Annotated in this window: 19 protein-coding genes; 12 read left to right on the forward strand and 7 right to left on the reverse strand. The window is 37.7% G+C overall.

Annotation, left to right across the window (positions count from 1 at the left end; genetic code table 11):
- Positions 1-51 precede the first annotated feature (51 nt).
- From AYC65_RS18425 to scpA, 5 genes are all read left to right on the forward strand, one after another.
- Positions 52-327 carry a hypothetical protein gene (locus AYC65_RS18425; RefSeq protein ID WP_034871762.1) on the forward strand — a complete coding sequence of 92 codons (276 nt, stop codon included), beginning with the start codon at positions 52-54 and terminating at the stop codon, positions 325-327.
- Between the two features lie 138 nt (positions 328-465).
- Entirely contained in the window at positions 466-1,551 is a 1,086-nt protein-coding gene (gene prfA / locus AYC65_RS18430; RefSeq protein WP_024567866.1) for a peptide chain release factor 1, read from the forward strand.
- 138 nt (positions 1,552-1,689) lie between these two features.
- Entirely contained in the window at positions 1,690-1,857 is a 168-nt protein-coding gene (locus AYC65_RS20860) for a hypothetical protein (RefSeq protein WP_157877524.1), read from the forward strand.
- A gap of 424 nt (positions 1,858-2,281) precedes the next feature.
- On the forward strand, positions 2,282-2,443 hold the full coding sequence (locus AYC65_RS20945) for a hypothetical protein (protein ID WP_165689186.1): 162 nt from the start codon (positions 2,282-2,284) through the stop codon (positions 2,441-2,443).
- A gap of 167 nt (positions 2,444-2,610) precedes the next feature.
- The gene (gene scpA / locus AYC65_RS18435) at positions 2,611-4,734 is read left to right on the forward strand and encodes a methylmalonyl-CoA mutase (RefSeq protein WP_034871761.1); all 2,124 of its coding nucleotides are present in this window, start codon (positions 2,611-2,613) and stop codon (positions 4,732-4,734) included.
- A 262-nt stretch (positions 4,735-4,996) separates the two neighbouring features.
- On the opposite strand, the gene AYC65_RS18445 is transcribed toward scpA, so the two are convergent.
- Positions 4,997-5,299 (reverse strand): hypothetical protein, encoded by a 303-nt coding sequence (locus AYC65_RS18445; RefSeq protein ID WP_034871759.1) that lies wholly within the window; start codon positions 5,297-5,299, stop codon positions 4,997-4,999.
- Positions 5,300-5,831: 532 nt separating this feature from the next.
- Here AYC65_RS18445 and AYC65_RS18450 point away from each other — a divergent pair.
- The 5 genes from AYC65_RS18450 (at position 5,832) to meaB (ending at position 10,102) form a co-directional block, all read left to right on the forward strand.
- The gene (locus AYC65_RS18450; RefSeq protein ID WP_034871979.1) at positions 5,832-7,223 is read left to right on the forward strand and encodes an RtcB family protein; all 1,392 of its coding nucleotides are present in this window, start codon (positions 5,832-5,834) and stop codon (positions 7,221-7,223) included.
- A gap of 28 nt (positions 7,224-7,251) precedes the next feature.
- A complete protein-coding gene (locus AYC65_RS18455) occupies positions 7,252-7,845 on the forward strand; it encodes a hypothetical protein (protein WP_034871758.1) in 594 nt (197 codons plus the stop codon).
- Positions 7,824-8,522, forward strand: coding sequence for a peptide chain release factor H (prfH, locus tag AYC65_RS18460; RefSeq protein WP_034871757.1), 699 nt, complete (start codon positions 7,824-7,826; stop codon positions 8,520-8,522). The genes AYC65_RS18455 and prfH overlap by 22 nt, the downstream gene beginning before the upstream one ends.
- Complete coding sequence (locus AYC65_RS18465) at positions 8,509-9,009, forward strand: tetratricopeptide repeat protein (RefSeq protein ID WP_034871756.1); 501 nt, start codon at positions 8,509-8,511, stop codon at positions 9,007-9,009. The genes prfH and AYC65_RS18465 overlap by 14 nt, the downstream gene beginning before the upstream one ends.
- Before the next feature lie 106 nt (positions 9,010-9,115).
- The gene (gene meaB / locus AYC65_RS18470; RefSeq protein WP_034871755.1) at positions 9,116-10,102 is read left to right on the forward strand and encodes a methylmalonyl Co-A mutase-associated GTPase MeaB; all 987 of its coding nucleotides are present in this window, start codon (positions 9,116-9,118) and stop codon (positions 10,100-10,102) included.
- Between the two features lies 1 nt (position 10,103).
- On the opposite strand, the gene AYC65_RS18475 is transcribed toward meaB, so the two are convergent.
- On the reverse strand, positions 10,104-10,652 hold the full coding sequence (locus tag AYC65_RS18475; protein ID WP_034871754.1) for a DUF4251 domain-containing protein: 549 nt from the start codon (positions 10,650-10,652) through the stop codon (positions 10,104-10,106).
- A gap of 164 nt (positions 10,653-10,816) precedes the next feature.
- Here AYC65_RS18475 and AYC65_RS18480 point away from each other — a divergent pair, with 164 nt between their 5' ends.
- A complete protein-coding gene (locus tag AYC65_RS18480) occupies positions 10,817-11,623 on the forward strand; it encodes a M48 family metallopeptidase (protein WP_034871753.1) in 807 nt (268 codons plus the stop codon).
- Between the two features lie 62 nt (positions 11,624-11,685).
- Positions 11,686-11,985, forward strand: a complete 300-nt coding sequence (locus AYC65_RS18485) for a hypothetical protein (RefSeq protein ID WP_034871752.1) — start codon at positions 11,686-11,688, stop codon at positions 11,983-11,985.
- Between the two features lie 36 nt (positions 11,986-12,021).
- Here AYC65_RS18485 and AYC65_RS18490 read toward each other — a convergent pair whose 3' ends face one another.
- From AYC65_RS18490 to AYC65_RS18510, 5 genes are all read right to left on the reverse strand, one after another.
- Positions 12,022-12,675, reverse strand: coding sequence for an outer membrane beta-barrel protein (locus tag AYC65_RS18490; protein ID WP_078674605.1), 654 nt, complete (start codon positions 12,673-12,675; stop codon positions 12,022-12,024).
- Between the two features lie 3 nt (positions 12,676-12,678).
- Positions 12,679-13,452, reverse strand: a complete 774-nt coding sequence (locus tag AYC65_RS18495; protein ID WP_034871750.1) for an ABC transporter ATP-binding protein — start codon at positions 13,450-13,452, stop codon at positions 12,679-12,681.
- Positions 13,452-14,201 carry an MlaE family ABC transporter permease gene (locus tag AYC65_RS18500; protein WP_034871749.1) on the reverse strand — a complete coding sequence of 250 codons (750 nt, stop codon included), beginning with the start codon at positions 14,199-14,201 and terminating at the stop codon, positions 13,452-13,454. Before AYC65_RS18500 ends, AYC65_RS18495 begins: the two co-directional genes overlap by 1 nt.
- A gap of 94 nt (positions 14,202-14,295) precedes the next feature.
- A complete protein-coding gene (locus AYC65_RS18505; RefSeq protein ID WP_034871978.1) occupies positions 14,296-14,925 on the reverse strand; it encodes a 7-carboxy-7-deazaguanine synthase QueE in 630 nt (209 codons plus the stop codon).
- Positions 14,926-14,930: 5 nt separating this feature from the next.
- A complete protein-coding gene (locus tag AYC65_RS18510; RefSeq protein ID WP_034871748.1) occupies positions 14,931-15,815 on the reverse strand; it encodes a bifunctional 5,10-methylenetetrahydrofolate dehydrogenase/5,10-methenyltetrahydrofolate cyclohydrolase in 885 nt (294 codons plus the stop codon).
- Positions 15,816-15,840: the final 25 nt, after the last annotated feature.

Below are 15,840 nucleotides of genomic sequence, written 5' to 3' on the forward strand. Positions count from 1 at the left end.
TTTGCTAAAAAGTAAAAAAAACCTATTTTTGCCCTATAAAATATTTGAGAAATGATTTTATCATCTTTTTATCCATTCTATCAGTTCCTTTGGACAGTGTATTTCTTTACAATGTTCTTGGCTGGTTTCTGGTGTATCTTTATGTTCGCAACATATATTGTTCCGCTTTGGTTAACAGAAGGTTTGTTAGAATACTTCGGAAAGAAGAACAAAAACTTTGATCCTGAAGAAGTAAGATACAAGAAGCTATATGAGCAGGAAGGTGTTGAGGTAATCTACCAAAGACCTGCAGGTGAGCGCCCAGCGCATGGACACCACGCACACTAGTTTAAAGCAAAACTATATAAAGAAAATCCGTTTCTCTTCTGAGGAACGGATTTTTGTTTTTTTAATGTAAAAATCCGCTGTTTTTTACTTTTTTCTTGTCTCCTGAAAATCCGTATCTTTGCAGCCTAAAATTCTATTATGTCAAAGAGTTTAATTCCGAAGCTGGAAGCTATAAAACAAAGATATAACGAAGTCGCTGATTTGATCATTCAGCCGGATGTTATCTCAGATCAGAAAAGATATTCTTCTTTAAATAAAGAATACAGTGATCTGGGGAAAATCGTTAAGGTTTATGATCAGTACAAATCGGCTTTAGATACGATAAAAGAGTCCGACGAAATTATTGCTGACGGATCAGATAAAGATTTGTCCGATTTGGCTAAAATGGAGAAGCTTGAAGCTCAGGAAAAAATTCCGGGTTTTGAAGAAGAACTGAAAGTATTACTAATCCCGAAAGATCCTGCAGATGATAAAAACATCATTGTAGAATTACGTGCAGGTACAGGTGGAGACGAGGCTGCTATTTTTGTGGAGGATATCTACAGAATGTATTCTATGTACTTTAAAACCAAAGGTTGGAGACATGAGGTAACCGATTCTAACGAAGCTACTAAAGGCTATAAGGAATTGATTATGAAAGTTGAAGGGGAAGGTGTTTATGGTATTATGAAGTTTGAGTCCGGAGTTCACCGTGTACAACGTGTACCGGAAACCGAGTCTCAAGGACGTGTTCATACCTCTGCTATTACTATTGCAGTTCTTCCGGAAGCTGAAGAGGTGGATGTGGAAATTAACCCTGCAGATATCGAAATGCAGACTTCCCGTTCAGGAGGTGCCGGTGGACAGAACGTTAACAAGGTAGAAACAAAAGTACAGTTAACACATAAGCCATCAGGAATCGTAGTTGTATGTCAGCAGGCACGTTCTCAGCTGGCTAACCGTGAATTAGCAATGGAAATGCTTCGTGCAAAACTATATGATATCAAACTTCAGGAAGTGGTAGGTGATATTGCAGCGCAACGTAAGACGATGGTATCTACAGGAGACCGTTCTGCTAAGATTAAAACTTACAACTATCCTCAGGGTAGGGTTACAGACCACCGTATTAATAAATCTATCTATAACCTTGATGCTTATATGAATGGAGATATTGGTGAGATGATCGATGCTGTAATCATGGCAGAAAATGCTGAAAAAATGAAAGGAGAAGAAGAAGGCTTCTAAAAATATACTTTTCGAATAAAGATTAAGCGGGCTATTTAGCCCGCTTTTTTATTTAAAATTCACAAATTATAAAAGGTTTATGTTTTTATTAATTGGGAAAATATCGTATCTATGTAGTTCACCAATAAATGACATATCATGAAAAAAATTGACAGAAAAAAACTAAGCAGTATCCAGGGAGGTAATAATGTAGGAGGAGGACAGGCATACTGTCTTATTAATGGAAAATTACGTGCGTGGGGAGGAGGTTGCGATAGCAAATGTCCGGATGGAATGACTCCTTTTTGCGATGTTAGTAGAAACTAATTGAAAAACTTGAACGGACTTTTAAGTCCGTTTTTTTTTACAATATCTGCAACATTAGAAATTTTTGTATGTTAAAGTATTTTATTAATTAAGGAAAATATTGTATCTATGTAGCTCACCAATAAATGATTTATTATGAAAAAAATTAACCGAAAAAAGCTGAGCAGTATTGTTGGCGGAGATCTTAGTGATCAACAGGGATACTGTCTAATTGATGGGAAATTACGCCCTTGGCCATGCAACCAAAGATGTCCAAACAGACTAATTCCTTTATGTACAGATCCTGGGGAATAGAAATTTAAACGGACTTTATAGTCCGTTTTTTTGTATAAAATCTATAATATTATAAATTTTTGTATACTAAAGTATTTTATTAATTGGGATAAATATCGTATCTATGTAGCTCACCAATAAATGATTTATTATGAAAAAAATTACAAGAAAAAACCTAAGCAGTATAGTTGGCGGTTTTGGAGAAGTAGATGATCGACAAGGAGCTTGTCTTATTAAAGGGGAATTACAACCTTGGCCTTGTAACAAGAAATGTCCAGACGGTGGATATGCCTTCTGTCCTGCACCAAAATAATAATTTAAACGGACTTTATGGTCCGTTTTTTTTTTGTGATTTGCAGATTGACTTTCAGTGAAATGATTCTCTTAGGATTGAATAAGGTATTAAGTGCTAAAACATATCTGGTAATCTGAGCGTGTATTGGTAATATTTTTTAAATTTACGGGTATAAACTTCATGAAATGAGAAGACCCATAACGACGCCGAAACCTGATTTTGATATTAAGCCTTCAGCATTTGAAAATTATAATTTTGAGAAGGACGGACTTCAGATGAAGACTTCGTATTCTGCAGACGATGCCCGGGCTTTGATTGATAAAGAATATTCGGCAGGGATTGCTCCTTATCTCAGAGGCCCATATACAACAATGTATGTTCAGAAACCTTGGACAATCAGGCAATATGCAGGATTCTCTACTGCAGAAGAATCCAATGCATTTTACCGTAGAAATCTGGCAGCAGGTCAAAAAGGCCTTTCTGTAGCATTCGATCTTGCAACGCACAGAGGATATGACTCGGATCATACAAGAGTTGTTGGTGATGTTGGAAAAGCCGGAGTAGCGATAGATTCGGTAGAAGATATGAAGATCCTCTTCAATGAAATTCCTTTGGATCAGATTTCCGTTTCCATGACTATGAACGGTGCTGTACTGCCAATTTTAGCATTTTATATTGTAGCCGCAGAAGAGCAAGGAGTAAATCAGGAACTCCTTTCGGGAACCATCCAGAATGATATTCTGAAAGAGTTTATGGTAAGGAATACCTATATCTATCCACCAGCGCCTTCTATGAAGATTATTGCCGATATATTCGAATATACTTCACAAAATATCCCTAAGTTCAATTCTATTTCTATTTCAGGCTACCACATGCAGGAAGCAGGAGCCACACCTGTTTTGGAAATGGCTTATACATTGGCTGACGGGTTAGAGTATGTAAGAACCGGAATTCAGGCCGGAATGAATATCGATGATTTTGCCCCACGCTTATCATTCTTTTGGGCTATTGGTATGAATCATTTTATGGAGATTGCCAAAATGCGTGCGGCCAGATATATCTGGTCCGAGCTGATTGCACAGTTCAAACCTCAAAATTCAAAATCTCTTGCTCTAAGAACGCATTCCCAGACTTCGGGATGGAGCTTGACAGAACAAGAACCGTTTAATAATATTACCCGTACTGCTATAGAAGCTTTGTCCTCAGCATTAGGCGGAACACAATCTTTGCATACCAATGCACTGGATGAGGCTATTGCCTTGCCTACAGATTATTCTGCTAAAATTGCCAGAAATACACAGATTATATTGCAGCAGGAAAGCAAAATATGTGATGTAGTAGATCCAATGGGGGGAAGCTATCTTGTAGAAAGTCTTACCCAACAGATGATTGATGAAGCCATGAAGTATATTGAAGAGGTAGAGAAAGAAGGTGGGATGACTAAGGCTATTGAAGCCGGAATTCCAAAAATGAGAATTGAGGAGGCAGCTGCTAAAAAGCAGGCAAAGATTGACAGTAGTGAAGAATTTATCATCGGAGTAAACAGCTTCAGAACTCAGCAGAAGCAACCACAATTTGAAATTCTGGATATTGATAATTCATTGGTACGCCAGAAACAGATTGAAAGGCTGAATAGCATAAAATCTGGGAGAGATAATAAGGCCGTAGAGCAAATTCTCGATGAGATTAAAGAATGTGCAAAAACGGGTAAGGGCAATCTTCTCGCACTGAGTATAGAAGCTGCAAGAAGAAGAGCTACTTTAGGAGAAATTTCTGATGCTCTGGAAGGGGAATTCGGAAGGTATAAAGCACAAATAAAAACCATTCAGGGAGTTTACGCTATGAATGCATCTAAAAATGAATACTTTGCTAAAGCCGTTGAGCTGACGCAAAAGTTTGAAGAATACGAAGGACGCAGACCGCGTTTAATGGTTGTGAAAATGGGGCAGGATGGTCACGACAGGGGTGCAAAGGTAGTAGCTACAGCTTTTGCAGATATGGGCTTTGATGTGGACGTTGCACCATTATTCCAGACACCGGAAGAAGTAGCGAAACAGGCAGTGGAAAATGATATTCATATTCTGGGAGTTTCCTCACTTGCTGCAGGGCATAAAACGCTGGTTCCGCAGGTAGTGGAAGAATTGAAAAAATTAGGTGCTGAAGATATTACCATTGTTGTAGGCGGTGTTATCCCACAACAGGATTATGAATTCTTATACGCAAACGGAGCAGATCATATATTTGGACCGGGAACAAACCTGCCGCAATGTGCATGTGAGATTCTGGAGAAACTGATTGCTGCGGAATAATTGATAATCAGATATGAAAAAAAGATTATTAATACTGATTTTAGTAAGTTTACTCTGTTATTTAGCCGGAGGTTATTTACAGAATATTTACGGATTAGATCCTCCTTATATTTTTTATTGGTCAGGGTTTGTGCTGAGAATTTTAGCAATACTTCTTGTACTGACAACTCTTATTGTATACGGGATACCTTTTGTAAAGAATAGAAAGTAATATATCAAAATAAAAGAGCTGCTCTAAGTAAGGGCAGCTCTTTTATTATTTTTAGTTCTGTTTTTTTGCATTTGTGCTTACATAAGCAAGAACCCAGTTTTTCTCTTCATCGGTTAATTTAGCTTTTGGAGCCATCTGATCCATAATAGGCTTCCATTTCTCCGCTGTATGATCTTCAGGTTTTGGAAGATCATGACATTTACCGCATCTGGTTTCAAAAAGATTTTTAGCAGCTGCGAATTGTTGTTCGGTTAGCTTGTAAACCGGTTTTCCAGTACTGGCGGTACCTTGTGTCCGTGTGCTGCATGAAAATATAAACAACATTAGTCCACCTGCTATCAGTGTCTTTTTCATATCTTATTATTTATTAATTAGTTATTTAAATGTACAGGTTTTAGCCTTAAAATTGCCTGATAAAGCCTGTACGAAACGCATTTGTTATTTAGTCTGAATAAAAAATTAAGAAGTATAGCAGCTGACAATAAAAAAATATATTGGTTTTTATAAAAATTAATATATTTGCAGCTCAAAATAAAGTTTAACCATTTAAAAACAACGAAGTAATGTTCAGATTTCAGAAAAACTCTTCAGCAGGATTGCCACTTGTAGTGGTGAGGCTTCGTGGTTTGGTACATTCTTAGAATAACAGTACAATGAAATATCAAAACCCGAAGTCGTAGAGATTTCGGGTTTTTTATTGCGCAATATTTTAAACTTAGTTTCCCCGAATCTCTATTTCAAAATTAATTCTTGTCACAAATTTTAATGTGATGAACTTTTTCGACTATTTGTATAGTTGAATGAAATAATGCGGCCTTAAAATTTGTGGCAGCATTGCCGATGCGTTGCTTAAAGCATTTGCATCATGAATTTAAAGAACAAAACAATGGGAAATTTAAAACTTAAAGGAAAAGATATATTAAAGATTGGCTATCCTAATAATCAGAGTGTTAATGTTGCTCTGGAAGTTATGAAAAGAAATTTTGCAACCAAAAATATTCATTATGTAAAATCTCTTTTAAAAGAAATTCTGCTGCATCCGGAAAACTATGAAAAAGACTTAAGTTTCGGGCAAATAGCAGAAGCTTTATTATTATCTAAAAAGACTGAAAAACGAATGCTGAATAGTCAGAGAGCTGCATTTCAGGTTTTCGGACACAATATTTCAGAAGAGGCAAAGAATCAGCTTTATACAGCGCTAAAATTGCCAATATCGCTTCAAGGAGCATTAATGCCTGATGCACATAGTGGCTACGGTCTTCCGATCGGTGGTGTTCTGGCGGTAGAGAATGCTGTAATTCCGTACGGTGTAGGGATGGACATTGGCTGCAGAATGAGCCTTAGCATTTTGGATACTCCGGTTTCATATCTGGATGGGGCAAAAGATAAGTATGAAAAAGCACTGGCAGAACATACCAAATTCGGAATGTACGAAACCCATAAATCTCATATTGAACATGAGATCTTTGAAAGGGATACTTTCGGAATGATTCCGGTGCTGCGAAGACTGAAAGCGAAAGCTATTAAACAGATGGGAACATCCGGAGGAGGAAATCATTTCGTAGAATTTGGTGAAGTGGAGATTACAGAAGAAGATAGCCAAATCGGCCTTCCAAAAGGGAAATATCTTGGGATTTTATCTCACAGTGGCTCCCGTGGTCTAGGCGCAGAGATTGCTCAATATTACTCCAGAGTTGCTGTAGAGCAATGTCCACTGCCTAAAGAAGCGCAGCAATTTGCATGGCTAGACCTTAATACTCATATGGGCTTAGAATACTGGACTGCAATGACTCTGGCCGGAGATTATGCTTCAGCCTGTCATGATGATATTCACCGAAGATTGGTTAAAGCTGTAGGCGGGAGAGTAAAAGCTAAAATAGAAAACCATCACAACTTTGCCTGGAAAGAAATTCATAACGGAAAAGAAGTGATTGTTCACCGCAAAGGAGCAACACCGGCTAATGGGAATGAACTGGGAATGATTCCGGGATCTATGACAGCAAAAGGGTTTATTGTTCGCGGTAAAGGTAATCCTGATTCTTTGCATTCCGCTTCACATGGCGCTGGAAGAGCGCATTCCAGAGGAGCATGCAGAAGTCTTTTCACTCAAAGTGATATTAGGAAGGAGTTGAAATTAAAAAATGTAACTCTGATGGGTGGAAATGCCGAAGAAGCTCCAATGGCTTATAAAGACATTCATGAAGTAATGAATGCACAAAGCGAATTAGTAGATATTCTGGGGACATTTCAACCAAGAATTGTAAGAATGGATAAGTAGCCTTGTGTGAACAACAAAAAATAAAGAAATGAAAAAGAGATATAAACAACAATATTATGCCTACTACAAAGACTGCTTGGTTATCTGCCCTTCTTGTGGAAAAGATGCAACAGTAAAGAGTAAATGTGGGTGTGATGAAAAAGCGGTGCTGGAATGCCTGCACTGTAATCTCAGAAAGAAGAAGGAAGATTTGGAGTTTTATAAAGCAATCGTAAAGCTCAATTGTCCTGTATGTGGACATTTTATTCATCATAAGCATGGTGGGTTGAAATTAAATCCAGAAACTTTGCCTGTAAATTGTGAGGCCTGTAATACAGCATTCGAGATTAAGCCTAAGACAGAGAAATATGTAATGAATTACGCTACAAAAGAAAATGGCTTAATCCGTGACTCGGTATTTGGATGTCCGTTTTATTTTCAGGAAGACTTCAAAGGAAAATTATTCTGGGCTAGAAATATGGAACACCTTTTAGAAATGGAAAACTATGTCTCTTCTGAACTGAGAACCAGATTACCATACAAAATGCGTATGGTTGAAAGATTGCCAACGTTTATTAAAGAAGCGAAAAACAGAGACGCTATCTTAAAGATTTTACAAAAATGGAAAAACTCATACAAATAACTTCGGGAAGAGGACCTTTAGAATGCCAGTGGGTAGTTGCTAAGATTCTGAAGGTTTTCCTGGAGGAAGTAAAACAAGAAAAAATAGATTATAAAATTATCCATCGTGAAAACGGTGATGAGAACCTGACATTAAAATCCGTAACCCTGCTTTTAAAGGATAAAGAAATAATAACATTTCTAAAAAGCTGGTTAGGAAGTATTTGTTGGGTCGGAAAGAGTACATACAGAAAGCTGCACAAAAGGAGTAATTGGTTTGTTGGAGTATTTGAAATTGAAGATGCAGAAAAAAATCATTTTGATGAAAAAGACGTTCAGTTTCAGACAACTCGCAGCCAGGGGAGCGGAGGACAGAATGTAAACAAAGTAAATACAGCGGTTCGTGCTACCCATATACCAACCGGAGAAAGTGTTTTTGTACAGGATTCCCGATCACAGCTGGAGAATAAAAAATTATCAATTACACGTTTAAAAGAAAAGGTAATGGCACAGCATATTTTGCAAATGCAGCGCAGAATGCAGGATACCTGGAGCAATCATATGCAGGTACAGCGCGGAAATCCGATTCGTACTTATTCCGGAACAGATTTTAAAAAGAATCATCAGGATAAATCCTTTAAAAAACAAAGGCAGTTCCTCAAAAATGAGCTAAAAAATTACAGAAATGAACTTAACTAAAAACAAATATTATTTCGAAGCTTTAGATCATTATCCTTACAGTATACCGGATTGTGTAGAAGCTCTGAATTATGCTTTGTCTTATGATCCTCAGGATGCGGATAGTCTCTGTCTTATGGCCAGAGTGTATTCCGAAATACTAAAAGATTATAATACTGCGAAGGTATATTTTGAAGAAGCCATGAAAAATGATGTGACCAGTATCAGTATACCTCATTTTTATATTAAATGTCTGCTGTATAATGAAGACTATGAAGAGGCCGAAAAGCTAATTGCTTATAGTCTTACACTGAAAGGAATCAATAAAGCAGATATTCTATTCTTAAGATCTATCTTAAAGGAACGAAAAGGAAAAATAAAAAAAGCTTTAAAGATATTATCAGAAGTCAGGGAATATATCTTTGACGAGGGAATGGTACATCAGCTTGAGGACCGGAAAAAGTTTCTTAAAGGGAAAATATCCCGAAAAAAGAAAAAGAAAGCCTGACAGGCTTTAAAATTGACCGGAAGATTTTCTTCCGGTTTCTTTTTATAGACAGGATTCTGTAAATTACTGTTTCTTTAGTATTTTTGTTGTTCAGACCGAATATAGTATGGCTAAAACGCTTTCTACAGAACAGCTTATTGACGGAATCAGAAGCAATAATACCCGATTGCTGGGAAAAGCCATTTCTCTTGTTGAAAGCAAAAAACCAGAACACCGCGTGCAAGCGGAAGAGCTTCTGAAACAACTCATGCCTTTTACCGGAAAATCGGTAAGAGTAGGAATAACAGGAGTTCCGGGTGCCGGAAAATCTACTTTTATAGAAAGCTTCGGAAAATTGGCTATTGAAAAAGGAAATAAAGTTGCGGTACTGGCCATAGATCCTAGTAGTAGTCTGAATCACGGAAGTATCCTGGGGGATAAAACCAGAATGGAAGAACTGGCTAAAGACCCGAATGCTTTTATCCGGCCCAGTCCTAGTGGCGGATTTCTTGGAGGAATAGCCAATACAACATTCGAGACGATGCTAATTTGCGAAGCTGCAGGATATGATTATATATTAATTGAAACTGTTGGTGTAGGGCAGAGCGAAGTAATGGTGGCAGATATTACAGATGTTTTTCTGTTTCTGAAAGTTTCCGGTACCGGAGATGAGTTACAGGGGATAAAACGAGGCATAATGGAGATGGTAGATATTATTTTCATTAACAAAGCCGATGAAGATAATAATCCGGCAGCAAAGAACGCTAAACTTGAGTTGATGCGGGCTCTTCATTTTATAACACATAAGAATAAAATCTGGAAAGTTCCGGTTATTTTAGGTTCTGCATTAAAGAAGAAAGGACTGGAAGAATGTTATGAAAGAATAGAAGACTATATCTTTCAGAAGCATAAAGACAATTCTTTTGAAGAAGAGCGCCACCAACAGGCTGAAAAGAGATTCGATTATTGGGTAAAAGAACTAATTCTGAGTAAAACAAGATCGTCTAAAGAATTGGAAGATGCTTACAATGAACATAAAAAAAATGCTTCAGAGTTGGCGGTAAATCCTATCTCTGAAGCAAAAGATTTTGTTAAGAAGCTATTTAACGAGTAACTTATTTCTCAGCTTTTGTAGCTTTAATGTATCCGTCATAGCTAATAGGCTGTCTGTCGTTAGCATTTACAGATAAAAATGCTCTTCCATTATTGTAAACGTCTATATACAAAGTCTGAATATTTTGTACATCATTGACATTTATAGTATAAGATATTTTCTTCTTACTTTCTTTTTTAGCAATCGTAAACTTTTTAGAACTAAACTTCAGTCCGTTTCGGGAAGGGTCCATACTCGGTGTGAAAATTCGGCCAAAATATGGCAGATCTACACTTAGTTCATTGGGTTGTATTTTAAAACCATAACCATAGCTGAGGTCAAACAGTGTTGCAGCTGCACCAGCTGGTCTCATAGCACTCATTACATTATTGATGGTCGACTGATCCATGGGATAAGCTCTTGTTGCAATAAAGGTGTAGCTATCCTGATTCACTAATTTCGCAACTTCTTCGGATTTAGCAATATCTGTCGGCTTGTTGGACGCAGCACATGAGATTACAGAGGTAACAGTTAATGCTGCTAATAGATAGATGTATACTTGTTTTTTCATTTTTTTGGAATTTAAATGATCGTTGCTTTTATTAAAATACTAATTTTATACCAAATAAAGGTCTGATTCAGATTTTATTAAATAAAGTTACACAATTCCTGAATTGGTTTTTGTTTTTTGGAATAGAATTTGAATTTTGCGAAATCACGATAAATTTTACTGCTATGAAAATAACAAGCATTATAGGTGCAGCAGCTATTGCCGCAACTTTTACAAGTTGCGTAACCAATCCTATCACAGGAAGGTCGTCAGTACAATTTGCTGACTCTAATCAGATCAATACGATGGCTTTACAAGAGTACAAGACCACTTTGTCTAAATCTAAAGTCGTTACAGGTGCAGATGCAACACGTGTAAAAACTGTAGGAGCCCGGATTGCAAATGCGGCGAGAAACTATTACAGAAGTATTGGAAGAGAGCAGGATCTGGCAAATTACCAATGGGAATTCAATCTGCTTCAGGACAAACAACTAAATGCATGGTGTATGCCGGGAGGTAAAGTTGCGGTATATACAGGAATATTACCAGTAACTAAAGACGACAACGGTTTGGCTGTTGTAATGGGGCACGAAATATCCCATGCATTAGCAGGACACGGGAACGAAAGAATCTCTCAGGCTACATTAGCTCAATATGGCGGACAGCTGGTTGGTGCTTCACTTAGCAATGGCCAAATGGCCAGTATCTTCAATCAGTTATATCCTATGGGTGCTCAGGTAGGTCTTCTGGCTTATGGCAGAAAGCAGGAATCTGAAGCAGACCAAATGGGACTTTATCTGATGGCTATGGCGGGATATGATCCACGTACGGCACCGGCGTTCTGGCAAAGAATGCAAGATGCTTCGGGAGGAGCATCCGGTACTCCGGCATTCTTGTCGACCCACCCGAATCCGGTTAACAGAAAAGCAGCCTTAGAGGCTATGATGCCAAAAGCTTTGGAATATTACAGAGCTGCAGGAGGCAAATTATAACGATCACTAATTAATCCTCTTCAAAAAACATATATTTGGAGAGGATTACTAAATTACACAATATGAAAAATTTAACATTTGTAGGAATTATATTATTAGCCATTGGAGTAGTATTATTCTACCTTAATAATATGGCTCTGGATCTAAGAGTGGTATATGGTGCTTTATGCGGAATCGGTGTTGGCCTTATCTTCGGAGGTATTGTAGGCTATGTAAGCAAAGGATCTGCCGTAAAGCAGGAAAATAAAATGCGCCAGTTCAAGCAACTGCAAAAAGAAAAAGATGAGTTGGAAAAGAAACAGGCCCAACTCATGCAGGATGCTACACAACAAGAGCAAGAACAGCAAAGCCGGAATGTATAACAATCCGGCTTTTATTTTTATTAAATCTGCTTTAGATTAGAACTGGTATCCAAGACCTACCATAAATAAGCTTGGTCTGTTGTCATAGTTTACACCACTACCTGTAACATTGTTGATGAATTTACGTTGGTCTTTAGAGAAAGAGCCTTCATAACGTGCATTTACAATCAATTTAGAGATCTTTACATTCGCACCGAACTGATAACCTACAGAGAAGTTCTTAGAGGTATCTTCTTTAAAATTCTGGAATGTATCGTTGTTGGATAAGTTTGTAGAGAATACAGGTCCTGTAAATACGCTTAATGGCCCGATAACATCAAAACCTACCATTACCGGAATATCCAATCTGTTGCTTTTTGCAGAAAGTTCAACAGAGTTTCCGTTTGCCTCAACATACGTAGCTTTACTTTTGAAGTTTGTATAGTAAATCTCCGGCATTACGAATAAAGAAACGATTGGTAACTTTATTTTCGCTGAAAGACCTACGTTGAAACCTGCAACATCTTTAGGGTTATTAAGAGCCCCTTGTGCGGTAGAGCTAATATCACTCCATCTTGAAGATGAGGTATTGAATAACGCATTGGCTCTTACACCAAGACTAACCTGTGCGTGAGCAAAAGCTGCTGCACCTAGCATTACCGGAATGAATAATTTCTTCATTACAGAGGTCGATTGAATCTTTGACTTCATAACTTATAAATTTTGCTTTTTTTCTAATAGTGTCTTTCTTAGCTCTTTAAACAAAGCTGAAGAGTAGACGAAGTTTATTAAATGTTCATTATCAGCTGTCAGAATGTTGTGCATAGAGCCTTCCCATTCCTTCAGTCCGTTTCTCAGATAGACAATCTTTTCACCAATTGTCATCACCGAGTTCATATCGTGGGTATTGATAATGGTTGTTGTTTTGTACTCTTCAGTAATCTCTTTCAACAACTCATCAATTACTATTGACGTGCTTGGATCTAATCCCGAGTTAGGTTCATCACAGAACAGATACTTCGGATTATTTACAATAGCACGGGCAATAGCAACCCTTTTTTGCATTCCCCCGGAAATTTCCGAAGGATATTTATTGTTAGCATTTTCCAGCTTCACTCTACCTATAACGTCGATAACCCTTTTTTTCTTATCCCTGTACGTTAAATTTGTAAACATATCCAACGGGAACATAATGTTTTCCTCCACAGTCATAGAGTCGAAAAGTGCACTTCCCTGGAAAACGGTACCGATTTCCGAACGTAGATTCAGTCTTTCAACCGGAGTCATTTGTACAAAATTTCTTCCGTCGAAATCAATAATTCCTGAGGAAGGTTCGTAAACACCCAATAAACACTTCAGGAAAACCGTTTTTCCGGATCCACTCTGTCCAATCACAAGATTGATCTTTCCGTCTTCAAAAGAGGTAGAAATGCCCTTTAGTACTTCTACATCACCGAAACTCTTTCTTAAATCTTTTATATCAATCATTAGCTCAGGAATAATTGGGTTAATATTAAGTTAGCTATAATAACAGCTACAATAGTCCATACTACAGCCTGTGTACTGGCACGCCCTACTTCCAGAGATCCGCCTTTAACAAAGAACCCGAAATATGCAGGGATTGTAGCGATAAGGAAAGCAAATACAGCTGTTTTGAAGAATGCATACCAAATAAAATAGGCAGGCATATACATCTGGATACCGGTGATATAATCTGCCTGTGTCCAGTTTCCGGTTAATTCTCCGGCCCAGTAGCCTCCCACAATACCAAATACAATACTGATGGCAATAAGCAATGGGTTGAATAAAACACTGGCAATAATCTTTGGTAAAATCAGAAAATTGGGTGAGTTTACCCCCATAATATCTAATGCATCAATCTGCTCCGTTACACGCATGGTTCCTATACTGGAAGCAATATATGAACCTACCTTTCCGGCAAGAATTACACTGATAATAGTTGGTGAAAATTCCAGAATCAAAACTACTTTGGTTGCATACCCGATAAATGAGTTCGGGATGGGGAAAGAGGAAGCACTGAAGTTATTATACATCTGTATGGCAACGACGGCCCCCACAAATATAGAGGTGAAAAGTACCAAACCAAAGGAGTTGACTCCAAGGTCGTAAATTTCTCTCATCAGTAGCTTCATAAAAACCTTCATTTTCTGAGGTTTCTGGAAGGTCTTTCCCAGAAGCATAAAATATTCGCCAATTGCGCCAAAAAGTTTTAACATGCTGCGAAATTAATGTTTTTATTTAAATTAAGAATTTTTGCATCTGTCTGTTCCAAATGAACAGCTGGCAAAAATGATCTTTGAAATGTCTTGGTTATGGAATGTTCAGATACTTATGAGTCTGTACGGAAGCCTGCCATTCCGGATGTTCTAATATATAATCCGTAATCTTAGGGTACATTTCATCTCTCTTACTCCATTCACTCTGAAGATAACGTTTACAGTTGTCAGAAACCTTAGCGGACTGCTCTTCTGCAAATTTGAAATCGTTGTTATTGAAAACAATAACCTTTAGTTCGCTGGCTTCTTTGTAAATATCTTCTAATGGTAAGCCTGTTTTTTTCGGGGAAAGTGTAATCCAGTCCAGATGCCCGCTCATAGGATAGGCACCTGAAGTTTCAATATGGATTGTACAACCCAATTCCTTTAATTTTGATGTCAGAATTTCAAGATTCCACATCAATGGTTCCCCCCCTGTTAAAACAATAGTTTTACAGTATTTTGCTGCGGTTTCTGCAATTTCTTCTGCATTCATTAACGGATGTAGATTCGGATCCCAGCTTTCCTTTACATCGCACCAGTGGCAGCCTACATCGCACCCGCCTAAACGAATGAAATATGCAGCCTTTCCTGTATGAGCACCTTCTCCTTGTAAAGTGTAAAAATGCTCCATTACAGGGAGCATTTTACCTTCTTTTAATAAAATATCTTGTTCTTTATTCATTTTCATTAATCATTATACACTGATGTTTTGTAGGCAATCAGGGTATTTTTCATCAGCATAGCTCTGGTCATCGGACCAACACCTCCCGGAACCGGAGTAATCCAGCTTGCTTTTTTCTCACAGCTTTCAAAATCTACGTCTCCTGCCAGGTGATAACCTTTTTCTGAGTCATCATCTACTCTTGTAATACCTACATCGATAATCACTGCACCTTCTTTAATCATTTCTCCTTTCAGGAAATGTGGGTCTCCAAGAGCGGTAATTACGATATCAGCCTTTTTTGTGTATTCTTCTATATCTTTAGTATAAGAGTGTGTAAGGGTTACAGTAGAGTTTCCAGGGAAATCTTTACGTCCCATAAGGATACTCATCGGACGTCCTACGATGCGGCTTCTTCCGATAATTACACAGTCTTTACCTTTTGTTTCAATATTGTATCTTTCTAACAGTGTCAGAATCCCGAATGGCGTTGCCGGAAGGAATGTATCCATTTCTAATGCCATTTTTCCGAAGTTTTCAGGGTGGAAACCATCCACATCTTTTCTTGGATCAATTGCCATAATGATCTTTTCCTGATCAATCTGCTTAGGCAAAGGTAGCTGAACGATAAAACCATCTACATGTTTCGATTTATTCAGTTCATCTATTTTTTCCAGAAGTTCGGCTTCAGGAACAGTTGCAGGAAACTTAACTAGTGAAGAGGAGAAACCTACTTCTTCACAGTCTTTTACTTTACTGTTTACATATGCTTTACTTGCACCATTGTTTCCTACAAGAATTGCAACTAAGTGCGGAGCACGTCTTTTTTTGGAAAGAATTTTCTGAACTTCTTCTTTTATTTCCTGTTTTACTTCTTTGGATACTTTTAGCCCGTCAAGGATTTGTGCCATTTTTCTTTCTTTTTACTTTATTTAG

The organism is Elizabethkingia bruuniana (assembly GCF_002024805.1).
GTDB lineage: Bacteria > Bacteroidota > Bacteroidia > Flavobacteriales > Weeksellaceae > Elizabethkingia > Elizabethkingia bruuniana.

What these genes read in the sequence shown, in the direction of transcription:
- AYC65_RS18505 (WP_034871978.1), bottom strand. Translation starts at nt 14,925, where the DNA reads ATGAATAAAGAACAAGATATTTTATTAAAAGAAGGTAAAATGCTCCCT.
- AYC65_RS18445 (WP_034871759.1), bottom strand. Translation starts at nt 5,299, where the DNA reads ATGAAAAAGACACTGATAGCAGGTGGACTAATGTTGTTTATATTTTCA.
- AYC65_RS20945 (WP_165689186.1), top strand. Translation starts at nt 2,282, where the DNA reads ATGAAAAAAATTACAAGAAAAAACCTAAGCAGTATAGTTGGCGGTTTT.
- scpA (WP_034871761.1), top strand. Translation starts at nt 2,611, where the DNA reads ATGAGAAGACCCATAACGACGCCGAAACCTGATTTTGATATTAAGCCT.
- AYC65_RS18425 (WP_034871762.1), top strand. Translation starts at nt 52, where the DNA reads ATGATTTTATCATCTTTTTATCCATTCTATCAGTTCCTTTGGACAGTG.
- AYC65_RS18500 (WP_034871749.1), bottom strand. Translation starts at nt 14,201, where the DNA reads ATGTTAAAACTTTTTGGCGCAATTGGCGAATATTTTATGCTTCTGGGA.
- prfA (WP_024567866.1), top strand. Translation starts at nt 466, where the DNA reads ATGTCAAAGAGTTTAATTCCGAAGCTGGAAGCTATAAAACAAAGATAT.
- meaB (WP_034871755.1), top strand. Translation starts at nt 9,116, where the DNA reads ATGGCTAAAACGCTTTCTACAGAACAGCTTATTGACGGAATCAGAAGC.
- AYC65_RS18510 (WP_034871748.1), bottom strand. Translation starts at nt 15,815, where the DNA reads ATGGCACAAATCCTTGACGGGCTAAAAGTATCCAAAGAAGTAAAACAG.
- AYC65_RS20860 (WP_157877524.1), top strand. Translation starts at nt 1,690, where the DNA reads ATGAAAAAAATTGACAGAAAAAAACTAAGCAGTATCCAGGGAGGTAAT.
- AYC65_RS18450 (WP_034871979.1), top strand. Translation starts at nt 5,832, where the DNA reads ATGGGAAATTTAAAACTTAAAGGAAAAGATATATTAAAGATTGGCTAT.
- AYC65_RS18485 (WP_034871752.1), top strand. Translation starts at nt 11,686, where the DNA reads ATGAAAAATTTAACATTTGTAGGAATTATATTATTAGCCATTGGAGTA.
- AYC65_RS18480 (WP_034871753.1), top strand. Translation starts at nt 10,817, where the DNA reads ATGAAAATAACAAGCATTATAGGTGCAGCAGCTATTGCCGCAACTTTT.
- AYC65_RS18490 (WP_078674605.1), bottom strand. Translation starts at nt 12,675, where the DNA reads ATGAAGTCAAAGATTCAATCGACCTCTGTAATGAAGAAATTATTCATT.
- AYC65_RS18465 (WP_034871756.1), top strand. Translation starts at nt 8,509, where the DNA reads ATGAACTTAACTAAAAACAAATATTATTTCGAAGCTTTAGATCATTAT.
- AYC65_RS18475 (WP_034871754.1), bottom strand. Translation starts at nt 10,652, where the DNA reads ATGAAAAAACAAGTATACATCTATCTATTAGCAGCATTAACTGTTACC.
- AYC65_RS18455 (WP_034871758.1), top strand. Translation starts at nt 7,252, where the DNA reads ATGAAAAAGAGATATAAACAACAATATTATGCCTACTACAAAGACTGC.
- prfH (WP_034871757.1), top strand. Translation starts at nt 7,824, where the DNA reads ATGGAAAAACTCATACAAATAACTTCGGGAAGAGGACCTTTAGAATGC.
- AYC65_RS18495 (WP_034871750.1), bottom strand. Translation starts at nt 13,452, where the DNA reads ATGATTGATATAAAAGATTTAAGAAAGAGTTTCGGTGATGTAGAAGTA.